The 20,222-nt window shown below is 53.5% G+C and carries 24 protein-coding genes; 14 read left to right on the top strand and 10 right to left on the bottom strand.

What is annotated here, in order from left to right; all coding sequences use genetic code 11:
* Positions 1-68 precede the first annotated feature (68 nt).
* Complete coding sequence (locus DWZ82_RS11530) at positions 69-692, top strand: peptidase C39 (RefSeq protein ID WP_118480975.1); 624 nt, start codon at positions 69-71, stop codon at positions 690-692.
* A 265-nt stretch (positions 693-957) separates the two neighbouring features.
* Here DWZ82_RS11530 and DWZ82_RS11525 read toward each other — a convergent pair whose 3' ends face one another.
* The 3 genes from DWZ82_RS11525 to DWZ82_RS11515 form a co-directional block, all read right to left on the bottom strand.
* On the bottom strand, positions 958-1,137 hold the full coding sequence (locus tag DWZ82_RS11525) for a hypothetical protein (RefSeq protein WP_117488339.1): 180 nt from the start codon (positions 1,135-1,137) through the stop codon (positions 958-960).
* Positions 1,138-1,153: 16 nt separating this feature from the next.
* Entirely contained in the window at positions 1,154-1,696 is a 543-nt protein-coding gene (locus DWZ82_RS11520) for a stage V sporulation T C-terminal domain-containing protein (protein WP_118480974.1), read from the bottom strand.
* Positions 1,697-1,809: 113 nt separating this feature from the next.
* Entirely contained in the window at positions 1,810-2,271 is a 462-nt protein-coding gene (locus DWZ82_RS11515; protein ID WP_147356932.1) for a hypothetical protein, read from the bottom strand.
* A gap of 50 nt (positions 2,272-2,321) precedes the next feature.
* Here DWZ82_RS11515 and DWZ82_RS15195 point away from each other — a divergent pair, with 50 nt between their 5' ends.
* Positions 2,322-2,459 carry a hypothetical protein gene (locus DWZ82_RS15195; protein ID WP_158575215.1) on the top strand — a complete coding sequence of 46 codons (138 nt, stop codon included), beginning with the start codon at positions 2,322-2,324 and terminating at the stop codon, positions 2,457-2,459.
* 159 nt (positions 2,460-2,618) lie between these two features.
* Here the strand turns inward: DWZ82_RS15195 and DWZ82_RS11505 are convergent, their stop codons facing one another.
* From DWZ82_RS11505 to DWZ82_RS11495, 3 genes are all read right to left on the bottom strand, one after another.
* On the bottom strand, positions 2,619-3,455 hold the full coding sequence (locus DWZ82_RS11505) for a DegV family protein (RefSeq protein WP_158575213.1): 837 nt from the start codon (positions 3,453-3,455) through the stop codon (positions 2,619-2,621).
* 420 nt (positions 3,456-3,875) lie between these two features.
* Positions 3,876-4,646, bottom strand: a complete 771-nt coding sequence (locus tag DWZ82_RS11500) for a TraX family protein (RefSeq protein ID WP_118361015.1) — start codon at positions 4,644-4,646, stop codon at positions 3,876-3,878.
* 265 nt (positions 4,647-4,911) lie between these two features.
* Positions 4,912-5,157 carry a hypothetical protein gene (locus tag DWZ82_RS11495; RefSeq protein ID WP_118480969.1) on the bottom strand — a complete coding sequence of 82 codons (246 nt, stop codon included), beginning with the start codon at positions 5,155-5,157 and terminating at the stop codon, positions 4,912-4,914.
* Positions 5,158-5,602: 445 nt separating this feature from the next.
* On the opposite strand from DWZ82_RS11495, the gene DWZ82_RS15410 reads away from it, so the two are divergent.
* The 3 genes from DWZ82_RS15410 (at position 5,603) to DWZ82_RS11485 (ending at position 7,960) form a co-directional block, all read left to right on the top strand.
* The gene (locus tag DWZ82_RS15410) at positions 5,603-5,755 is read left to right on the top strand and encodes a hypothetical protein (RefSeq protein ID WP_199667486.1); all 153 of its coding nucleotides are present in this window, start codon (positions 5,603-5,605) and stop codon (positions 5,753-5,755) included.
* A gap of 287 nt (positions 5,756-6,042) precedes the next feature.
* Positions 6,043-7,107, top strand: coding sequence for a helicase-related protein (locus tag DWZ82_RS11490; RefSeq protein WP_118480967.1), 1,065 nt, complete (start codon positions 6,043-6,045; stop codon positions 7,105-7,107).
* A gap of 1 nt (position 7,108) precedes the next feature.
* A complete protein-coding gene (locus tag DWZ82_RS11485) occupies positions 7,109-7,960 on the top strand; it encodes a hypothetical protein (RefSeq protein WP_118480965.1) in 852 nt (283 codons plus the stop codon).
* A 244-nt stretch (positions 7,961-8,204) separates the two neighbouring features.
* Here DWZ82_RS11485 and DWZ82_RS11480 read toward each other — a convergent pair whose 3' ends face one another.
* Positions 8,205-8,552, bottom strand: coding sequence for a helix-turn-helix domain-containing protein (locus DWZ82_RS11480; RefSeq protein WP_243022945.1), 348 nt, complete (start codon positions 8,550-8,552; stop codon positions 8,205-8,207).
* A 304-nt stretch (positions 8,553-8,856) separates the two neighbouring features.
* On the opposite strand from DWZ82_RS11480, the gene DWZ82_RS11475 reads away from it, so the two are divergent.
* The 7 genes from DWZ82_RS11475 (at position 8,857) to DWZ82_RS11445 (ending at position 14,284) form a co-directional block, all read left to right on the top strand.
* Positions 8,857-9,771, top strand: coding sequence for a LysR family transcriptional regulator (locus DWZ82_RS11475; protein WP_118480963.1), 915 nt, complete (start codon positions 8,857-8,859; stop codon positions 9,769-9,771).
* Positions 9,772-10,055: 284 nt separating this feature from the next.
* A complete protein-coding gene (locus DWZ82_RS11470) occupies positions 10,056-11,222 on the top strand; it encodes a hypothetical protein (RefSeq protein WP_118480961.1) in 1,167 nt (388 codons plus the stop codon).
* A gap of 46 nt (positions 11,223-11,268) precedes the next feature.
* The gene (locus DWZ82_RS11465) at positions 11,269-12,456 is read left to right on the top strand and encodes a M20/M25/M40 family metallo-hydrolase (RefSeq protein ID WP_118480959.1); all 1,188 of its coding nucleotides are present in this window, start codon (positions 11,269-11,271) and stop codon (positions 12,454-12,456) included.
* Positions 12,457-12,488: 32 nt separating this feature from the next.
* Positions 12,489-13,133: a nucleoside recognition domain-containing protein gene (locus DWZ82_RS11460; protein ID WP_118480957.1), complete on the top strand. Its 645-nt coding sequence runs from the start codon at positions 12,489-12,491 to the stop codon at positions 13,131-13,133.
* A 13-nt stretch (positions 13,134-13,146) separates the two neighbouring features.
* Positions 13,147-13,665: a nucleoside recognition domain-containing protein gene (locus DWZ82_RS11455; RefSeq protein WP_118480955.1), complete on the top strand. Its 519-nt coding sequence runs from the start codon at positions 13,147-13,149 to the stop codon at positions 13,663-13,665.
* Positions 13,666-13,680: 15 nt separating this feature from the next.
* Complete coding sequence (locus DWZ82_RS11450) at positions 13,681-13,881, top strand: hypothetical protein (protein ID WP_118361023.1); 201 nt, start codon at positions 13,681-13,683, stop codon at positions 13,879-13,881.
* A 46-nt stretch (positions 13,882-13,927) separates the two neighbouring features.
* On the top strand, positions 13,928-14,284 hold the full coding sequence (locus tag DWZ82_RS11445) for a DDE-type integrase/transposase/recombinase (protein ID WP_158575211.1): 357 nt from the start codon (positions 13,928-13,930) through the stop codon (positions 14,282-14,284).
* Between the two features lie 22 nt (positions 14,285-14,306).
* Here the strand turns inward: DWZ82_RS11445 and codB are convergent, their stop codons facing one another.
* From codB to DWZ82_RS11430, 3 genes are all read right to left on the bottom strand, one after another.
* The gene (gene codB / locus DWZ82_RS11440; RefSeq protein WP_118480951.1) at positions 14,307-15,542 is read right to left on the bottom strand and encodes a cytosine permease; all 1,236 of its coding nucleotides are present in this window, start codon (positions 15,540-15,542) and stop codon (positions 14,307-14,309) included.
* Between the two features lie 189 nt (positions 15,543-15,731).
* Positions 15,732-16,829, bottom strand: coding sequence for a hypothetical protein (locus DWZ82_RS11435; RefSeq protein ID WP_192924471.1), 1,098 nt, complete (start codon positions 16,827-16,829; stop codon positions 15,732-15,734).
* 219 nt (positions 16,830-17,048) lie between these two features.
* Complete coding sequence (locus DWZ82_RS11430) at positions 17,049-18,056, bottom strand: ATPase P (protein WP_118480949.1); 1,008 nt, start codon at positions 18,054-18,056, stop codon at positions 17,049-17,051.
* Between the two features lie 396 nt (positions 18,057-18,452).
* Here DWZ82_RS11430 and DWZ82_RS11425 point away from each other — a divergent pair, with 396 nt between their 5' ends.
* Both DWZ82_RS11425 and DWZ82_RS11420 read left to right on the top strand, forming a co-directional pair.
* Positions 18,453-19,400 carry an ABC transporter permease gene (locus DWZ82_RS11425; protein WP_243022944.1) on the top strand — a complete coding sequence of 316 codons (948 nt, stop codon included), beginning with the start codon at positions 18,453-18,455 and terminating at the stop codon, positions 19,398-19,400.
* On the top strand, positions 19,394-20,173 hold the full coding sequence (locus DWZ82_RS11420) for an ABC transporter ATP-binding protein (RefSeq protein ID WP_118480945.1): 780 nt from the start codon (positions 19,394-19,396) through the stop codon (positions 20,171-20,173). The genes DWZ82_RS11425 and DWZ82_RS11420 overlap by 7 nt, the downstream gene beginning before the upstream one ends.
* The last annotated feature ends 49 nt before the right edge of the window (positions 20,174-20,222 follow it).

Here is a 20,222-nt window from a genome sequence, read left to right as displayed (position 1 = left end):
GATCGGCATTGACCTTACTATTATATAGTAATCCGATAGGAATACATCACACGAAAGAAGGCTCCCCCATGAAAAATCCGCTGCGCTACCAGCTTTCCGAATATGACTGCGGTCCAACCTCCATGCTCAACGCGCTCGCATTCCTGTTTGAGCGCGAGGATATCCCGCCGGAGGCTGTCCGCAACATCATGCTGTACTGTCTGGACTGCTACGGCTCGGACGGCGTAAGCGGCAAAAGCGGTACCTCCTGTGCGGCGATGATGTTCCTCAGCAACTGGCTGAACGGCTTTGGCAAGATCGGCCGCCTGCACATCTCCACGCAGTATCTGTCCGGTCCGGCGGTGAATTTCGGGCAGAACAGCCGTCTGCGCGATGCACTCCGCTGCGGCGGCGCTGCCGTGGTGCGCCTGCACTTCGACGGAGCGCACTATGTGACGCTCACCGGCATTGACGAAAACGACATGGTGCGCGTGTTCGACCCGTATTATCTTGATCAGCCGCTCGATACGGACGGCGTGCAGATGGTGTACGACCACCCGTGCGAATACAACCGGCTCGTTCCTTGCCCCTGCTTCGAGCGTGAGACCCACGAGGTTTACGCGCTTGGCGAGATCGACACCCGCGAAGGCATTCTCCTGTTTAATGACCAGACGCGCCTGACGGCAGAGAATACCATTGAATACATGATTTAACGCCAAACGGCGGAACGATTTGTATCGTTCCGCCGTTTCAGTCTGTAAAAAGTTATATCCCCGCCATTTCAAATAATCCGCGCGACAGCGCGCGTTAAATAGCATTTGCTTGCAAATGCCAAAAAAGTCAGGGCGTGTACCTGACTTTTTTGACTTCTATAGGGAGAAAGTTACCGTATGGGAACTTTCGGACAACTTTGGAACGGCCCACGACCCGTTCCCGCTTGTCGGCGAAGCTGTAGTTTCACGACAGCCTCCGCCGTTTTCATTTCTGCTGCTCCTCACAGTATTTCTCCGTGTAGGCCGTTGCTTTGGGATCGCCTTTCGGCTCGCGTGTCTGCTCCCACGGCGGCAGCTCGGCCACTGCTGCCGAGTCAATATGCGCCGCATCGTCGTACTGCGGGAAGGCCTTTGGCTCACGCTCTTTGTGATCGTGCCTGTGCATATAGAGAACGCTCCTTTCACACTGCAATGCGTTTGGACAAAAACTGCGCCGCCGACTGACACAGCTTGAGCAGCACCTCATCCGCCTTTTCGTCCTCTTTTTCGCTGACAAACGCGACACAGCCGCTGACATCGCCGTCTGTGATGATTGGTGCCGCCGCAACCACCGCGCAGCCGTCCTGAGAGGAGATAAGCACCTCCGGCTGCTCGTCCACACCGCGTTCGTAACATTCGCGGCGTTCCATCAGCTGCTCCAGCTCGGATGAAATACTCCGCTCCAGAATATCCTTTTTCGCACCGCCCGCTGCCGCAATCACCGCATCCCTGTCGCAGATAGCACAGCTCATGCCCGCTGTACGCGCCAAAGCCTCCGCCAGTTCGGCGGATACCGCGCCCATCTCTCCCATCGGGGAGTATTTCTTGAAAATCACTTCGCCGTCGCGGTCGGTATAGATTTCTAACGGGTCGCCCTCTCGAATCCTAAGCGTTCTTCTGATCTCCTTCGGAATAACAACGCGGCCGAGATCGTCGATCCGGCGCACGATTCCGGTTGCTTTCATAGCAATTCCGCCTCCCATTTTCGGTATTTCTGCTGCGATAGTGGTAGTATTTACTGAAACCGTGCAATTCATGTAGAAAAACCGTATGCACAATGTGTTCCTATTCATGAAAATTATGGTTTGCAGATCTGTTTCTTTCGCGTTAGCAGCTGCTCTGCACAGCGGACGCACGGCTGATATGTAATCTTCCAAATACCGTCTTCCCAATCCGCAACCCCCTTTGTCGTCCACTGTTTTTTCTGCCAGTCCTCGAAATATATTTGCAGCGAAACACGGGTCGTTCCATCTGTCGGCAAATAAATATAGCGGTAGCCCTCGCATACAGACATCGGCGGCAAAACCTCTTTTCCCAATGGGTACTCTCTGCCGTCAAAGAGATACCGTTCCAGATAAATCACATTGCCGCCCACATTTCGGATATAAATTGCAGGCACACTTTGATCTGGCTGTATACCGTCGGCACTTTTCAGCGTAATCGGCTGCGTCAGCAAATACAGCTCCACCTTGTTCTGCGCCTCTGCCTGCCATTTGCTGAGTTCGTACTGCTTTCTACCGATTTGAATACTGGAAATCAATGCAAGAACAGATACAATAAACGAAAAGAAATGGATGGAGTTAGTACATAATGATGGAAAATGATGTGCTGATGATGAGAATATGCAAAGGCATAATAGAAAGAAACTGGGTTTTGGCGCATTATCAAATCCGTGCCGTCCAAGAAGGCCGAGTCGCTCAAGGCATGGCTTGCCATGGTGGGCCGTGAGAGGATCTGGATGCGCTGCTGCAGGATCTGCTCACTGAGCTGCCTCCGGAGTTCCTTGCGGCGTGCAGTGCGGCGGATATGCAGGTGCTGTGAGCGGAAAACAATCAACCGAACAGAAAAAGGGCGAAACCATGCGGTTTCGCCCTTTGTTTGTTGAAATCAGTAGCTGATGATCAATCCGCCGCGCTCGGCGTAGTAGCTGCAGAGCCCGCGGGTCGGCAGGATCTCGATGCTTGTATTTTCCCAGATATCCAGAATGCTGTTTTTCAGCGTCTGAGCCAGTGCGAGATTATCACAATGGCTGATCGCGACATTTCCGCCGATGAATCCGTGCTCCTTCATGGTGCTGACCAGCGTCTGTACGACTTTTTTCGCACCGCGCGCCTTGCTTTCAAAGGTGATCTTTCCCTCGTCGCTGCCGCTGCCGATGCCCCAGATGCCGAGAGCCTTGGCGAGCATACCTGTCAGACGGTGGATGCGTCCGTTCTTGATCAGGTTGTCAAACGAGGAGAGCGCAAAGAGGATTTTGGTTTTCTGTAGAAAATTTCTGGCGTGCGCCGCAATATCGTCAAAGGAAAGGCCCTGACGGATCAGGCGCTCGATCTCCTTTACGCAAAGCAGAACCTCCGGTCCGGTGGATAAGGAGTCCAGAATGACGATCTTTTTATCCGGATTTTTCTCCAGCGCCATATCTCTTGCCGCAAGAGCGCTGTTCATACTGCCGGACAGCTGCGAGGAAATGGTGATCGCGATCGCGCAGTCCACCTGTTCAAACTGTGCCAGCCATGCGTCCGGCGTGGGGCAGGAGGTGTGGCCGGCCGAGTGTTCCTGCTCCATGGCGGAGAGCATTTCCATCGTATCCAGATGCTCGTCATCGACAAAATCCCGCTCCCCGATGCGGATGGTAAACGGCACACTGGTCAGCCGAATCCTTCCGTCCGGACTGGTGGAAGGGAGCAGATCACAGCTTGAATCCGTAATAATGTTCCAGTTCATATGGTTTTTCCTTTCTCTCTTACCGAAAATTTTCAGTGTTATCGTGGGGAAAGCGCTCTCTCTTGCAGTCGGTCGATCTGCACCGCATACAACAGCCGGCCTGTCCTGCACACTTTCCTTCATAAAACAGAAAATGCCTTAATGTTGTATTCATTATATAGCAGAACGCGCATTTGATAAATAAAAAGTTTTAAGGCAATACCGCATAATTGGACAAGAGCGATTTGCGAGTAAATTTTGCGCACTGACGAGGCGCGGTTTTGCGGTAATACTTGACGTATTACCGTGAAATCTCGGCAGCGCGGACGGAACTCGCGCAAGGAACCGAAGCCAAAGTCAGGGCACGAAATTTCCGCAAAGCGCCGCAGCTTTAATTGTGCGGTGTTGCCTTATAGATGTTTGCAGATGCCGGTATGGCCGTCAGCGGGTCAGATATTGCAGGATCAGCACAAGGATCAGCATATGTACGGGATAAAAGGCATAGCAGGCATACTGGAACGGCTTGCTGTGATAGCCCTGCCGTCCGCGGTACAGCCAGATGGGGATGAGCGCCAGAAGTGCAAGCCCCTGCTGACAGATCTCAAATTCCATGCCGAATATATGGACGGGATACAGCAGACCGCCCAGCAGCTGCACATTGACCCAGTAGAGGGCGAGAAGCTGCCCTGCCAGACACCACCACTTCCGTCCGCGGAAGAAGTAGAAGATAAAGATCGTCAGCACGCCGGTGCCGTAGTAGTCCACCATGCTCAGGGTGCCCAGCACTGTGCCGATCAGCACAACAAGCAGGGCGGTGAGCAGATACAGCCATGTTTTCTGCTTTTTGCGCACGGTTTCCATCAGATGAATGCCCAGAAGACCGAGCAGCAGCGTCCAGATCACGTTCTGGTGCACCGGATAAAACCAGGTTCCGCCGTACATCAGGTCGAACGGCACTTCGGAGAGCACGGCAAACAGCGCAAGCCGCAGGGCGTATTTCCGGAAGCTGTGGGTGTGAAAATATCCTTCCACCGCCATGAATGCGAAGATGGGAAAGGCCAGCCGTCCGGCACACGTCAGCCAGTCCTGCGCAGGCAGGAGGGTCGCCCAGAGATGATCCATCAGCATCAGCACCATGGCGAGAATGTGAAGTGCCGCGGCGCTGAGGGAAAAACGGCCGGAGGCGGGAGAGGACAGGTTGTTGGTTGACATACGGGTACTCCTTTATCTGAATCGTTCGGTAATCGCGAGGAGAGACACAGGAATCTGCTCTGCATTTATTATATACAGAAGAGCGGACAGCCGCAATGCCGCAGCGATAAACTTTTTGTGAATATCCGCGAGGCGGACACGGCACACAGACGGAAAACGCCCTGCCGACCGGTGCGGGCAGAGCAAGAAAAGCCGGAGATACAGATTCCCGGCACAGCTTTGCAGCCATGCCGGGAACGGTTGAGGGATTATGAAGATCAGAAAGTTACAGCTCACCGCGCGCTTCGCGCTCTTCGAGTTCTTTCATGATAGCGGGATACTTTTTGTCGAGCTGATACAGCACGCCGACGATCAGAACGATGGTTTCGGAAAGATACAGCGTGCTGTACATCCACGAGTCGTTATGGAACACATACTTGCAGTAGTACGGCAGGATCGTGCCGACAACAGCCTGATTGGTGCTCTGGAACATCCAGAGCAGCAGGACAGCGATTGCGGCCCAGATGCTCATTACCTTGACCCAGGCAGACTGATTGTTGCCAAACGTTGCACGCTACGTCACCGCCGCCGTAAGCCAGGCGTGTCAGAATATTGATTTTTCCGTTTTCAGAAACAGATCGTGTAGGCAGAACCGCCTCTGCCTGCATGGTTGGATTGGTTTTCACGAAACATTCTCTCCCTCTCTGGTTTCGCTTCCAATTTACAGCCGCCCCAATAAAATGCACCTGATCAAGCTGCGTTTTCCGGCCTGCTGCAAGCGGATAGGATTGTTTAGCGTGCAGCCTGTCTGCTTCACAGAGATCGTGCCTCGAAATTTACATCTTTTGCAAGGTGCAGACCGCATCTGTTATCATGGCACGAATTAACATGAATGGCATCACCACGGTGGTGGGTCTATCGGAAACGGACGGCCTTACGAGAAGCGTGGAAAATCTTTACGCAAAGACCCATGCGCTGTGCGAGCACTGGTTCCGGCATTTGTGGCAAACCTGTCTAAGCTGATGACCTCGCTTCCGAACATCATTATCGCGGTCGCGGTTGCACTGCGCTTCTGCCGCGTTGCAGAAGGCGATGTATTCGACTTCGTTCGACACCGTACCGCACGTTGAAGTGCCCAAAAAGTTAGACAAATAGTTTTAACAAAAATTGCAAGCGTCGTTGCAGATGGCATTGACAGCGTCAGAGCAGTTCGGTATCAGCATGCTGGAGCTGGGTAAGAGAATGGGATGGAAATAGTACATATACAACGTCTTTCGCTATTATTATATATTATATATCATGTTTTTCCTGTGAAATTATAATTCGATTACGCTCTCAACAATGGAATAAAGGCAGTTCAGACGAAATTTCAAAATTTCAATTTTGAACGAAAATTCTATGTTTTGGAGTGAAAATTATGACGAACAAACAGGAAAAGATGATATGTAATACCTTTGGCATTTCGAAACTTAGATCGTTTCAGAAGAAGGCAATCACAGACTTATCCGATGGTAAAGATGTACTCGGTTTAGCACAAACCTCCGAGGGCAAGTCGATCTGCTTTCTCTCGATGATTACCCTGCACCCGAATGGTCTGCTGATTGGTATTCTCCCGACCGTTGCACTCATGCGTGATCTGGTGCAGCGTTGCGAGGACAGTAAAATCCGAGCGGGCTGTCTGTACAGCGGAAACCGGAAGAATACCACCGTTATCGAACGGCTGACACATCGTAAACTCCAGGCAATCTTTGTCGCGCCGGAACGGCTGAGTGATCCTCACCTCTGGAAGGCAATTCAGAAGAATAGCGTACACACGGTTGTCGTTGCTGCTTTCAGCGCGACTGTTATGCCGGATGATATTTCATATATTGCGAAAAGTCTACGCATGAAAAATCCTGTTGTACATATCGGCAAGCTCAAACGTTCTAATCTGTCCCTCAAGAAAGCGTTTGTGAAAAATGATGTTGCTCGTTATGCGAAAGTCAGCAAAACGATTCAGAAATGCGGCAGTAAAGGAAAAGTTGTTATCTACTGCACTCGTGTCTGTGATGTAGAAGATATGCGTGACTTTCTTATTGAGGATTGCGATATTTCGGCTTCTGCTATTGCTCTCTGCCACAGCAGGCTGTCTAACCGAGCCGAGCAGGAAGCGCGCTTTCGTTCCGGTGAGGCACATATTATGATTGCAACTTCTACGTTCGGAATGGGCGTGAATGTCCCGGATATTCGCCTGATTATTGTCTCTCAGCTGCCGTTCAGCGTCGCGTCATTCTACCAGATGGCAGGCCGGGCCGGGCGCGACGGCAAACGCGCAAAGGCACTGCTGCTCTGGAATGACGCCGATTTTCAGATGAACCTTGATATCATCTCTGACACGGATTACCGTGCAGTGGACGCCGTCAATGAACTGTATGCAATCTGTGAATCATCGGACGATCTGCACGACGCAGTAATCGGCTGTTTTGCGAAAGGCGGTGTATGAAATGGATTTTCGTTACAGTATCCATACGATTGAATTATTTCACAGACTGTCCCAGAAGAGCTTTAACAAGGTGTTTCAGCATCTGAAAAGTCTGCATTTCGGCAAGCTCTACCCGGACGCGACATATCATTCCGAGAGCGGCATGACGAAGTATATCTGCACCTCGTACTGCGGTCAGGGTGTCGCACTTTACTTGTACAAGCAGAAGCGCAGCAAGAACAAAGCGAGCAAAAATATCGCCTGCTCTATTCGTTTCCGGCTCAATCCGCACACTCTGCTGCACGGAAGATATTCACCCAAGAAAGTGTTCACCGCGACGGAAAAGCAGCTGAAAACGCTTGACAGAGAGATGACAGAACTGCTGCATAAAATCGGTCTGGACCGCGAGTTCGAACAGCTGACGCTCTCGCGTATCGACTGCTGTCTGGACTACTTTCCCGAGTCGCAAAAATGGGTTGATGAGGCACTGCGTGTCATTCGCTGCAGCCCGTACATGAAGCAGTACAAGCTGTGCACATTCGGCAAAGAATTCCCCAATCACAAGGAAAAGAACGCGCATTCGTGGTGTATTTGCTGCAAGACGACCACATTGACGGTCTATGACAAGACATTTCAGCTGATGGAGGAGGATTTGCTGGAGCAGTATGATGCGCCGATGCTTCGGTTCGAGGTATCCCGCTCGGGAGCGAAGTTCAAGCGCGGCCTGTCTGAGCAGGTTAAGGGCAGCAACAAGAAAATCCTGAAAACCGTGATGAATGAGTCAGAGAAAACCATTCACTCATATATGAAAAAACTGCACGAAAATCTGCCGTTTGTGCGATATTCGATTGTATGGCGAAGATTGAGACCGTGAAACATGCTTCAACTCGCAAAAATATGCGTCTGCTTGTCAAAAAGCTGTCCGACTGCAAATGTTATGCACAGGCTGTGAAAAACAGTAAATTCTCTTCCGCTCCGTACTGTTCATTTTACGTTCCCCCTCGTGAGATGTATATGCTGCTACCAAATTTACTGCAGCTTATAATTAAGCTTTTGCATAATTTGAGTATAGCACATACGCCAAAATTTGTCACAAAAAAACGGTCTGATTTATTCAATCAGACCGTTTCATTTCTTAAGTTCTTGACTTGCTGTATCGTTGTTTCTAAGATTGAAAGCACCGCAGCAGTTTCTTCTTGCGTAAGTGATTGCAGCTGTTCAGAGAGCTTTTGCGCGTAATAATCTCGACCAGGCTTGGTTTCCAAGCCAATTAGCTCATCTGCCGATACATCCAGCGCATTTACGAGCTTAATAAAGGTTTTGAGACTCGGCATTTTGACACCGCGCTCGATCTCACCCAGATAAATCAGTCCGATATCTGCAGCCTCCGCCAGTGTTTCAGTATTTGTTTTCGTTCCTTTCGCAATGCGCGGATCTTCTGCCCCAGCTCCAGTTTGTTCACGCAAATAGCCTCCTAATTACGCTAAGGTCGGAGAACCACCATTGCTGATGGTTCTCCGGCTGTATGGGGGAAAGAAAAGGTGTCAAATGCGGCCCATGATGTAGTCTCGCAGGAAGTGTGTGCGCGCGGCGCCGGGATCAAGACTGCTGTCTAACCTTTTATGACACATAGCTGCCGCAATCGCGCACGCCGAGAATATTCAAATGGTTTTCGTCCATTTCCGCGGTATTCCCTCCTCAAGATCATCTGACATTTTCCGCCCGAATATGCTATACTAAAGATACTACATGCAAAAGAGGAAAAGAGTTATGCAAATTCAGCAGCTTACCTACTTTGTCGCCATTGCGGAGCAGGGCAGCATCAACAAGGCCGCGGAGAAGCTGTTTGTCACGCAGCCCAATCTGAGCAAGGCCATCAGCAATCTGGAAAACGAGCTCAAGGTGCGTATTTTCAACCGCACGAACAAGGGCGTCGTGCTGACTGACGAGGGCAAAAAGCTCTACCAGTACGCGCGCACGATCATCAACCAGATGGAGCTCATTCAGGGCCTGTCGGAGAAAGAGCACGCACCGGTGCTGTCTATTGCCTCCTATCCGATCATCACAATGGGGCGTCTGATGGCGAAGTTCTACAACGATTACCACGATAATCGCGTGGCGCTCAAGCTGGTGGAAAACCGTCTGCAGCAGGTGATCGAGAGCGTGGAGCATGGCGAAGCGGAGATTGGCTTTGTGATGAGCAACAACGTGCAGGTGAAGGAGCTCAGGCACATGCTGAAGTTCAAAAACATTCAATTCCACGCGCTGGGCACGGACACTTGGTATGCAAACCTCGGTCCGAACCATCCGCTGTACCATGCGGCTGAGGTGACGATGGAGCAGCTCCTGCCCCATCCGTTCGTCCGCCTTCCGGATGATTATTTTTCCAATCTGAGCTTTTATCTGGAGATCGACGGCGTGCGTCTCGAGCAGTTCAAGCGTGTTGTTTACGTCAACGACAGCGCGGCCATCCTGTCGCTGCTGCGCTCGACCGATGTGGTTCGCCTCGGTCCGGGACTGAGCGCGCCGGACTTTGCGGAGTACGGCATCCGCACCATCCCGATCCGGAACTGTCAAGTACAGATCAATGTAGGCTGGATTCAGCGCAGCCGAGAAATGCTGAGCACAGAAGCACAGGCATTTGTGAAGATGCTGGAGGAGCTTTACCCGAAGAATGCGAAATAAGACGTTTCGAGGGTTATAACGGGATATTCCGTTTTGTTATGACTGGGTTATAACAAAAGCGAAATGGACAAAAAAGCGCAGAATGGTATACCGAATAGTGTCAAAGCAAGGGCGCTGTGATTTAGTCACAGCGCCTATTCTTTTGTCTGTTTTTCCTGAAAAGCGGGCGTGAAACTGTACAGGAATACTATTCCGTTTCGGTTATAACGTCACTATAACTTTTATGATTTGGACAGGCATAACAAATTTATGATACGGTATAGACACAGAAAGGAATGAGGCTTATGACACCGATCAGCGCACTTGCGATTCTGTTCTGCATCTACGCAGTCAGCGATCTGATTGCGCAGAAGACCAAAGCAATATTCTCCACGGTGCTCAGCATTGCAATCCTGCTGCTTGCAGGCTTCTGGAGCGGTATCCTGCCGCGCACACTGATCGACGATGCGCAGATCACCGGGTTCGGCAACATCATTGCCGGCCTGCTCATCGTGTCGCTCGGCACGACAATCGACTTCGCGGAGCTACGTCGGCAGTGGAAGGTAGTCGTCACCGCGCTGTGCGGCGTGTGCGGCGCAGTTGCAGCAATCGTACTGATTGGACGACCGTTCATTGGCAGCGAGATGGCGATCGCCGGTGCACCGATCTTCGCAGGCGGCAGCGCGGCAACGCTCATCATGACGAGCACGCTCAAGGAGATGAACCTCACGACGGCGGCGACGTTCTGCATCGTGCTTTACGTGACGCAGAAGTTCATCGGCGTACCGATTGCGTCCCTTCTGCTGCGGCGCACCGCAAAGCTCATCCGCGATGACGCGGTGCTCGTGGAGCAGTACAGCACTTTGCAGGAGGAAAACGACGCGGCGCATCACGGTCCGCTGCATCTGCCGAAATGCTGCGAGCGTCCTTCGATGTATTTCGCCAAGCTGGCAGTCGTTGCGGTCATCGCGTACTATGCGTCCAAGCTGACCGGCGGTGCGGTTCACTACTTCGTCATGTGCCTTATCATGGGCGCGGTGTTCTTCGCACTGGGTTTCCTCGATAAAAACATCCTCGGAAAAACGCAGGCCTCCAGCCTGATCACGTTTTTCGTCACCATTCTGATCTTTTCCAATCTGGCGCAGACCACGCCGGAGCAAGTGTTATCCGTTCTGCCTGCGCTGCTGACCGCAGCGGCCTGCGGCGTTTTCGGAACCATGGTGGCCGCGCTGCTGTGCGCGAAGCTGCTGCACATACCGGTCAGCCTTGCGGCGGCCTACGGCATCAGCTGCACGTTCGGCTTCCCGACCACTATGCTCATTCCGCAGGAGGTCTCCGAGGCGTTCGGACGAAACGAGAAGGAAAAGAAAGCGATCTTGAATTTTCTGCTGCCGAAAATGCTGACGGCAGGCTTCGTCACCGTTACTATCGTGTCCGTGCTTATTGCAGGCGCGGCGGTAAAGATGCTGTGAACTAAGCCCCGGTACAACGGGCTTTCAATAGAGGAGGTATACGAAAATGGAGCAAATTTACACGCAGATCCGCCAGTACATCGACGAAAACAGACAACCGATGCTGAACCTTTGGCGCGAGCTGGTGAACATGGAGAGCGGCACGACGCAAATCGACGGCGTGAACGCGGTTTGCAGCATCCTGCGCCGCGAGATGGAGAACGCCGGCATCCACACCCGTGTCCGCGCCATTCAGAACTCCGGTGACATGCTCATCGGCGAGTGGAACCCCGGCAGCTCTAAAGCGCCGCTTCTGCTCATCGGCCACATGGACACCGTGTTCAAGGAGGGCGCGGCGAAGGAAAATCCGTTCCGCGTAGACGAGAACGGCATGGCGCACGGCCCCGGCGTGCTGGATATGAAGGCCGGTCTGGTCATGGCACTGTACACGGTCAAGGCACTCGACAGCGTGGACTGGAAGGAACGCCCGATCAAGTTCATCTTCGCAAGCGACGAGGAAAACCTGCATATGCGTTCGGACGCGAAGGAGATCTTCGCAGAGGAGGCGGCAGGCGCGCTTGCAGCGTTCAACTTCGAGACCGGCTACATGGACAACCGCTTCGTGGTCGGCCGCAAGGGCGGCGGCCCGGTCAGCATTAGGATTCACGGCAGAGCATCCCACTCGGGCATTGCGCCGGAGAAGGGCCGCTCGGCGGTGCTCGAGGCTGCGCACAAGATCGTCGAGATCGAGTCGCAGAACGACATCATGCGCGGCAGGCTGATGAACTGCGGCATGGTGGACGGCGGCATCGGTGAGAACACCATCCCCGACTCGTGCGAGGTGCGCATCGGCATCCGCTTCCCAAACGCGGAGGTGCGCGATGAGATTTTTGAAATTCTGCACCGTGCGACCGAGCATAATTCAGTGCCGGATACTACGGCGGAGCTCGATCTGAGCCGCGTCATGCAGTGCATGGACACAACCGATGGCGTGATGGCGCTGTTCCGTCATTTGCAGCGCACCGCGCAGGACTGCGGCTTCGGTGAGATCGACTGCTTCCAGGTCGGCGGTCTTTCGGACTCCGGCATCACGGTAGCATGCGGCGTGCCGACGGTATGCGGCATGGGCGTGCGCGGCGAGGGCAATCACACCCCGAACGAATATGCGGAAGTAGAATCGCTGTTTCAGCGCAGCGTGCTTGCGGCGTGCGCAGCGTATACGCTGAACGACGATTTTGCCAAAACTGCCGAATAAACGGCAGATAAGGGATAAGGAGGTATAAACTCATGGCAAACAAAGAGAAACAGGCGGAAAACAAGGAAAAGATCGGTATCGGCGCATGGCTGGCACTGATCGTCCTCATTCTCGTGCTCTCCGGTGCGTTCCGCACGGCGGAAGGACCGATCAAGGTGCTTGACTTTACTAATCTGGCAGGCTCGTTCGGACAGATCGGCGACACAGGCGCGAACCTCATCGGCAAGGGCGGCACCGGCGCGAAGGACGGCTTCATGGCAGGCTTCAATCTGATTCCGGCGGTCATGTTCTTCTGCGGCCTGCTCGGTGTATTCGAGCAGCTCGGCGCATTCAAGGCGTCGGATATCCTGTTTCGTCCCCTGCTCCGTCCGCTGCTCGGCATCCCGGGCAAGTGCGGCATCGCATTCATCTCGAGCTTTACCGGTTCGGACGTTGCGGCTGTCATGACCCGTGAGCTGTACGAAGACGGCGAGATTACGGACGACGAGCGCACGATCTTCGTAGCGTATCAGTACGCAGGCTCGGCGTGCATCAACAACACCATCACCGGCGGCGCACCGCTCGTGGCGATCTGCCCGGTGGCACTCGGCCCGTGCATCGTCATCATGTTCGTCTGCAAGCTGATCGGTGCGAACATCGTCCGTCTGATTCTGCGTGCAAAGCGCGGCAAGGCATAAGGAGGTAACGGAAATGAGCAATCAGGCAACCAATACGGCGGCTGCGGCCGCACCCGCAAAGGCAAAGAAACCTTCAATCGTAGATACCTTCCTCAAGGGCTGCGCAAAGGGCTTCAAGGTCGGCATTGAAAATATCACCCCTGCGATGATCCTCGGCTATGTACTGGTGTACATTCTGAAGGAGACCGGTCTGATGGACATTCTCGGTACGGTCATGTCGCCAGTCATGGGACTGTTCGGTCTGCCGGGCGAGGCTTTCGCGGTTCTGATCTCGGCGTTCTTCGCCAAGGCCTCCGGCTGCGCGACCGCCGCTTCCATGTATGAGGCAGGCGCTCTGACGCTCGGTCAGGCGTCTATGATGCTCCCGGCATGTATCCTGATGGGTACGCTCATCGGACACTATGCGCGTATCGTGCTCGTAACCGACACCAACAAGAAGTGGCATCCGCTGCTCATCGGTGTCTGTCTGCTTGATGCGGCTATCAGCCTTGTCATCATGCGCGTCATTCTGGCGGCAATGGGCGTTCAGTAAAAGGAGGCCGAGCATATGCTTTCTAAGTTATCGCGTCGGCGCGGCCTTCAGCTCGAAGCGCTCGGCAGCGTGCTGATCTGCACGGTGATGCTGGCCGATCGGTTCCTGTTTACCTTGCAGGACGGCTTTGTCCTCACCACAGCCATCATTTCCGCCGTGCTGCTGACGATCGGCATCCGCGTGGTCAAGCGGCACGACGAGAAAAATCAGAACTGATCCTTCGGGCGTTCCTGATACCCCAACCGCCCGAATTCACACCTCTTTGGGAAAGGGCCTGCGCTGTCAGGCCTTTTCTGTTTCTCCCCCCATTTTGCACAGCAGCGATCTGGTCAGCTACACGATTTCAGACCGTCCGGTACTGAGCATGGTAACGACTATGCTGGATAAGGCGTTTGCAAAAATTCCGGACGGAACAAACCTCATTCTCCATTCCGACCAGAGGTGGCAGTACCAACACAAACAGTATCAACGGATGCTCCAAGAGAAGGGCATCCGGCAAAGCATGAGCCGGAAAGGGAACTGTCTGGACAATGCTGTGATAGAAAATTTCCGCAAATTGCAAAATAAAAAATCCCCGATTAAACCGCAAGGTCAGCAAGTTCGGCTGACCTTGGGTTAAACGAGGATTTTTTTAATTCTGCTTATTTTTTCGCCTTGCTGCCGACCAGATAGCACACAGCAGCAACGATCATGCCGTTGATGGATGCGATACCCCACGGAACCAGATTTGCCACCACAGCGCCCAGCAGAACGCCGATAACCGCAAACCAGTTCACCGTTTCGGTGATCTCCATGTCGTTGTACTTCTCTCGGTTCATAAAGAAGCTCATCACCAGAATAATGCCGACCGGCGGCAGCGTACAGTTGAGGATATTCAGCCAGCCGGTGAAGTTCCAGTATAGCCAGACCGACAGCACCGTGCCGACAATACCGGATATCAGCACCATCGGCTTCTTTCTCTGGCCGAAGATGTTCGCCAGACCCAGACCGGCGGTGTACAGCGCGTTGTCGTTCGTGGTCCAGATGTTGAGACCGAGGACCAGAATCGCCAGATAGAACAGACCGAGGTTGATCATAACCTCAAAAATGTCATTGCCGCCGACGTAGACCGACGAAATACCGCCGAAGAAGAACATCAGCGAGTTGCCGATAAAGAACGCGATAACGGTCGTGATCGCACCAACCTTGCCGTTGCGGGCAAAGCGGGAGAAGTTCGGTGTTGCCGTGCCGCCGGAGACAAACGAGCCGATAACCAGACCGGCGCCGCCGACAACGGTCAGCGTACCGCTGGACTTGGCAAACTGATCAATCAGCGTGCCGTTGCCCTGTTTAACTGCCATCACCATGGCAACCGTACCCAGGATTGCAACCAACGGAACCGCAATATAGCTGATGAGCGTCAGCGATTTGATGCCGAAATACGCCGAGGCCGTCATGCACACACCCGCAATGATAACGAGCACCCATTCAGCCGCTGTGCTGCCGCCGAGCAGCTCATTTGCAACCGGAATGGCAAACATGGCGATACCGACGCCGAACCAGCCGATCTGCGTAAACGAGATCATCGCGCTCGGCAGGTACGAGCCTTTTACACCGAAGGCTTTGCGTGCCAACAGGTCAAGGCTCATGCCGGTTTCCGCGCCGACGTAACCGAGCAGACCGGTGTACAGGCTCAGGATCAGGCCGCCGATGATCATGGAGATGATAAAGCCGCCGAAATCCAGTCCGTCTGCCAGCTCCTTGCCGACCCACATACTGGCCGAGAAGAAGGTGAAACCCAGCATGATCATGAACATGGTTACGATGCCGCGGCGCGCATAATGCGGCACGGCCGCTTCCGCAAAGTCGATATCGACCGATGTGTTGTCATTTTTCATAGATTCTTATCCCCTTTTTGTGGCAATACCGCATAATTGAACAAGCGCGATTTGCGGGCAAATTTTGCATCCTGATTAGGCGCGGTTTTGCGGTAATACTTGCTGTATTACCGTGAAATCGTAACGACATCAGGGTACAAAATTTCCGCAAAGCGCCGCAGCTTTAATTGTGTGGTGTTGCCTTATTTATTAAAGAATGTACTTTTTGAGCGTCGTGGTGAACTCGTCAATGCGCTGACGCGCGATCTCCTCCAGCGTTACGTCCTTCAGGCTCTCGACAAAGCCGCGCTCCTGCTGATACAGCCAGCGCGTCAGCTTTGCGTCCAGCTTTTCGTAATGGCAGTCCTTCAGCCAGTCCTCATAGGAAATCGGCAGCGCATGACCCAGCTTTTCCTCCAACAGCGCCTGCTTGTCGATCTTGTCGGCACGCGCGAGAATGCCGTTCCAGAATTCCAGCACCTCTTCAATGTGCTCGTGGATTTCATAGCGGCGTGCGCCGCCATCGTAGATCGTGCACTTTTCAAACAGCGGATTCTGCATGGAAAGCGTCTGACGGCGGAACTCCGGCGCCACGATGCCGCCCTTCCAGTAAAAGTCGATGAGCGCACGGTTGATGCCGGAAACGCCCTTGTCGCCTTCCTCGTAGCAGCTGAAAACGCCCTCGTAGTACACGGTGATGAAGCCCTCAAAGTCCGGCCAGTAGGTACGGATTTCCCTGGTCAGCTTTTCAAGGATTTCAATGCCCTGGGTACCGCCGATGGTAAACAGCAGAATGTTGCGCAGCTTGGCGCCCTGCTTGCGGTAATAGTCGGTGACATAACGCAGGCACTGCACAAGCGTCTCGCCCGAGGCGATGATATCGCCGATCATCAGCGTGCTGTTGGGCACCATGGTCAGCTTGCAGTACTTGATATCAAGCGACATCTCATCATTCTCGCCAAATACGCGCTCACTGGACATAAAGCTGATGTCATGCACGCGGATATGCTCCTTATAGCAGCTTTCCTCGAGCGGATAGTTGAGTGCGCCGCGCAGAATGGACAGAATGTTCGCCGAAGTGATCTTTTTCTGCTCCTTGAGGTAGTACATCATCTGCGAGGTAGCTGTTACGAGTGACGCATACACCTCGTAGCCGACAACCTCCGGATGGTTCATCAGCTTGCGGGTCTCGGCCTCCGAGACGATGTAGTATTCATTGACAAAGCTGCCGCCCGCCAGACGGTAGCAGTCCACACCCTGATCGCTGAATTCCGGTACGATATGGACGTCATTCCAATTTTCGATCATATCAGTTTCCTCCCTAAAAAAAGGACCGACTGCCATTTTTGCGGGCAGAAGGTCCTTAGTTTTCATCGTTTTCCTATTGGATTCAACGGAACGCCGCATGTTCTTTTTTTACACAGCATATCCGTCCATCCCCTCTTTTTCGACTTCATTTTACTGAATTTATTATACGGGAGAAGCCATACCGTTGTCAACAGCTTTGCAAGCCTCAGGCCGGATTTCTTACTTATAATCCGCATTCAGAAACAGAGGCTTGATCGTAGAAATCTCGGCGTATTCCTCCTGCGAGACCTGCATATCCGCATTCATGGTCTGCAGATCGGTCTTGACGACCTCAAGTGCCTCCATGACGTTCAGCGCATGGCCTTCCGCGATGGCCTGCTGCATACGGCGCAGCACGATCGGGTGCGCGTACCGTGCGGGCAGCGGAAATGCCGGAAACCGGTCGATATAGTTCTGCATCTGTGCCCGCGCCTGCTTATCCCCGCGCAGAACAGCCGCATTGTTGTTGCGCGCCGTCGGCAGCAGGCGCCATCCGCCAAACAGGAAAGCTGCCGCCAGCAGGCACAGCAGCAGGTATCCGCCGGAGAAACCGCGGCACACGAGCGACACCACGCTGTAAATCAGCGCCGCCGCCCCGAGCACCATGATCGCTGCAGCCGCCCACCGATATCCTGCACTCCTGCTCTGGTAGTTGCGCCGCCGTTTAGCTGCACGACTGAGCCGCTTGTACAGCTCAGGTTTACACTCGAGGTACGCGATCGCATTCTCCAGCTCCTCAATCTCCCGCTCGGCGCGGATGCTGAGCGGCGGTCGTCGGCGTTCTTCCGCCCTCCGGCGCTCGCACTCGACCTCGAGTTCTGCCTCCTCTTCCTCGCTGACGCACGGAATCTCCGGATGCATCTTGTGCAGCACGCGCAGCAGCTCGTCGATCTGATCCTCGTACTTGAAACAGCACACCTGCTGCAGACCATTATCGTACTCCACAAGCAGACAGGCTCTGCCTGCAAGCACACTTCGGACACCGCCGGTGCCTTCTTCTATAAACTTAAATGCCCGCGTAATGGCGGAAAACGGCACATAATAATGCCGGTCAATAAAATAACTGTTCAAATATAATGCCCGGCGGCCAACACCGCACGGACCGATCCGGCGGCAGTGCTGCTTATCGCAGACGAGCGAAGCGTCATCGAGCATGGTTCTGCTGAGCGGACGCGGTTTAAAAATCATATTCATCACCTGTAAATATTGTAACACAAAAGCATGGATTCAGCCACCCGATCCCATAAGAAATCCTGCTGCATCGGTTCTTTATGAAAACCGACAAATTCTCTCTTTCAGACAAACCGTTTTTGGCACACTATCCAAAAATCATAGTATTCCTATTGACAATCAGGTTATTGAAGTCTATACTTTCAATCACCGAATCCCGATAGGATTTATATGAATTGAAAGGAGAACCTGTCATGAGCCGAATGTACTGTATGAATCGCTGCTGTATGTGTATGCACCGCTGCTCGTGTATGCGTTCCCTTGTGACCTGGCGAATGTGCGAATAACGCGCATATGCCATCCTGGCGGAAGGCATACGTCTTCTGCCTTTTTTATCGAAAGGAGTTCTCCCTTGTGAAGCATTTTGTTAAATCGCTGCCAGTTCTCTCCATTCTGCTGGCGCTCGCCTGCGATATTCTGCTGCCGGATTCCGCGCAGCATCCTGCCGCAGAACATCCTTATTTTACATGGGCGCTGCTCATCGGACTGGCCGTGTATGTGATTGCCCTGCTGATATCGCTCGGCAACACCAAGGTGCGCGATAAGCTGTCGTACAGCGCACTGTTCTATGCAGGAGCGGTTCTGGTGCTGAACATTCTCAACCTGCTGACCGCCAAGTTTGCGATTCTGCCGGTACTGTACTTTCCCTCGCTCGACCGCGTGTTCGGCGTTCTTGTCGAGGACAGTGCGTTCCTCGCGACCTGCCTTGCATACTCCGCACGCCTGCTGTTCTTCGGCTGGCTCGGCGGTGCAGTCGTCGGCATGCTGACCGGCATTGGCATCGGCTTCAACAAGACCTTCGCCTACTGGGTACAGCCGCTCGTCCGCGTGCTCGGTCCGATCCCGTCCACCGCGTGGATCCCGCTCGTGCTCATCGCATTCCCGACTGCGGTTTCCGCCAGTGCCTTTCTGATTGCGCTGGCTGTGTTGTTCCCGACCACCGTGCTCACCAGCAGCGGCATTGCTTCCATCCCCAACTCGTACTTTGAGGTCTCCTCGACGCTCGGCGCGGGCAGCTTCTACCGCATTGCCAAGGTCGGCATTCCGGCGGCTATGCCGCATATGTTCCTCGGCCTGTTCAACGGCACCTGCTCGTCGTTCATCACGCTGGTCACCGCCGAAATGCTCGGTGCCAAGTACGGCATCGGCTGGTACATCAACTGGCAGAAGGAAATGATGGCGTATGCCAACGTATATGCCGGACTGATCATCATTGCAGTCACCTTCTTCATTCTCATCACGCTGCTGTTCAAATTCCGCGACCGCGTGCTCGCATGGCAGAAAGGAGTTATCAAATGGTAGGAAGTATTTCGATTTCGGGTGTATCCAAGCATTTTGTCAATCCCACCGGAGAGCGCATTACCGCTCTCGGCAATGTTTCGCTCGATATTCCCGCCGGTTCGTTCATTTCACTGATTGGACCGTCCGGCTGCGGCAAGTCCACGCTGCTGCGTTTGATCTCCGGTCTGATCCCGATGGACAACGGCAGCCTGATGCTGGACGGCACACCTATCAAGGCCCCCGGTGCAGACCGCGGCTTCATGTTTCAGGAGCACACGCTGTTCCCGTGGCTGTCGATTTACGATAACATCGCGTTCGGTCTGCGCGCCCGCGGCATCTACAAGCAGGAAAAGGACCGCGTAGACGAATTTATCGAGATGGTCGGCCTCAAGGGCTTCGAGCATTCGTATCCGCACCAGCTTTCCGGCGGCATGTGCCAGCGCGCGTCTCTCGCAAGAGCACTCGTTGGCAAGCCCAAGGTGCTCCTGCTCGATGAGCCGCTCGGTGCACTCGATGCCTTCACCCGCATGAACATGCAGGACGAGATCCTGCGCATCTGGAAGGAAACCGGCATGACCGCCATCATGGTAACGCATGATGTGGACGAGGCCGTGTATCTTTCGGATAAGGTGGTCGTTATGACACCCCGACCGGGACGCATCACCGGTACGCTGGATATCCGGCTTGCCCGCCCAAGAGCACGCAGCTCGGAGGATTTTCTTCACTACCGTGCAGAAATCCTTCGTCAGCTCCATTACGGCGGCACAATCAAAGAACCCAACTACTATATTTAGGATCGCATTAAAGAACTCACGTTCATTATTATTACTTTTATTATATATT

It is taken from the genome of Butyricicoccus sp. AF35-5AC, from assembly GCF_003477715.1.
In the GTDB taxonomy this organism is placed as follows: Bacteria; Bacillota; Clostridia; order Oscillospirales; family Butyricicoccaceae; genus Agathobaculum; species Agathobaculum butyriciproducens.
The sequence above is the reverse complement of the archived record's forward strand: the minus strand, read 5'-3'. Positions and strand labels throughout refer to the sequence as shown.

What these genes read in the sequence shown, in the direction of transcription:
- DWZ82_RS11530 (WP_118480975.1), top strand. Translation starts at nt 69, where the DNA reads ATGAAAAATCCGCTGCGCTACCAGCTTTCCGAATATGACTGCGGTCCA.
- DWZ82_RS11525 (WP_117488339.1), bottom strand. Translation starts at nt 1,137, where the DNA reads ATGCACAGGCACGATCACAAAGAGCGTGAGCCAAAGGCCTTCCCGCAG.
- DWZ82_RS11520 (WP_118480974.1), bottom strand. Translation starts at nt 1,696, where the DNA reads ATGAAAGCAACCGGAATCGTGCGCCGGATCGACGATCTCGGCCGCGTT.
- DWZ82_RS15195 (WP_158575215.1), top strand. Translation starts at nt 2,322, where the DNA reads ATGATGGAAAATGATGTGCTGATGATGAGAATATGCAAAGGCATAATA.
- DWZ82_RS11505 (WP_158575213.1), bottom strand. Translation starts at nt 3,455, where the DNA reads ATGAACTGGAACATTATTACGGATTCAAGCTGTGATCTGCTCCCTTCC.
- DWZ82_RS11500 (WP_118361015.1), bottom strand. Translation starts at nt 4,646, where the DNA reads ATGTCAACCAACAACCTGTCCTCTCCCGCCTCCGGCCGTTTTTCCCTC.
- DWZ82_RS11495 (WP_118480969.1), bottom strand. Translation starts at nt 5,157, where the DNA reads ATGAGCATCTGGGCCGCAATCGCTGTCCTGCTGCTCTGGATGTTCCAG.
- DWZ82_RS11490 (WP_118480967.1), top strand. Translation starts at nt 6,043, where the DNA reads ATGACGAACAAACAGGAAAAGATGATATGTAATACCTTTGGCATTTCG.
- DWZ82_RS11485 (WP_118480965.1), top strand. Translation starts at nt 7,109, where the DNA reads ATGGATTTTCGTTACAGTATCCATACGATTGAATTATTTCACAGACTG.
- DWZ82_RS11475 (WP_118480963.1), top strand. Translation starts at nt 8,857, where the DNA reads ATGCAAATTCAGCAGCTTACCTACTTTGTCGCCATTGCGGAGCAGGGC.
- DWZ82_RS11470 (WP_118480961.1), top strand. Translation starts at nt 10,056, where the DNA reads ATGACACCGATCAGCGCACTTGCGATTCTGTTCTGCATCTACGCAGTC.
- DWZ82_RS11465 (WP_118480959.1), top strand. Translation starts at nt 11,269, where the DNA reads ATGGAGCAAATTTACACGCAGATCCGCCAGTACATCGACGAAAACAGA.
- DWZ82_RS11460 (WP_118480957.1), top strand. Translation starts at nt 12,489, where the DNA reads ATGGCAAACAAAGAGAAACAGGCGGAAAACAAGGAAAAGATCGGTATC.
- DWZ82_RS11455 (WP_118480955.1), top strand. Translation starts at nt 13,147, where the DNA reads ATGAGCAATCAGGCAACCAATACGGCGGCTGCGGCCGCACCCGCAAAG.
- DWZ82_RS11450 (WP_118361023.1), top strand. Translation starts at nt 13,681, where the DNA reads ATGCTTTCTAAGTTATCGCGTCGGCGCGGCCTTCAGCTCGAAGCGCTC.
- codB (WP_118480951.1), bottom strand. Translation starts at nt 15,542, where the DNA reads ATGAAAAATGACAACACATCGGTCGATATCGACTTTGCGGAAGCGGCC.
- DWZ82_RS11435 (WP_192924471.1), bottom strand. Translation starts at nt 16,829, where the DNA reads ATGATCGAAAATTGGAATGACGTCCATATCGTACCGGAATTCAGCGAT.
- DWZ82_RS11430 (WP_118480949.1), bottom strand. Translation starts at nt 18,056, where the DNA reads ATGATTTTTAAACCGCGTCCGCTCAGCAGAACCATGCTCGATGACGCT.
- DWZ82_RS11420 (WP_118480945.1), top strand. Translation starts at nt 19,394, where the DNA reads ATGGTAGGAAGTATTTCGATTTCGGGTGTATCCAAGCATTTTGTCAAT.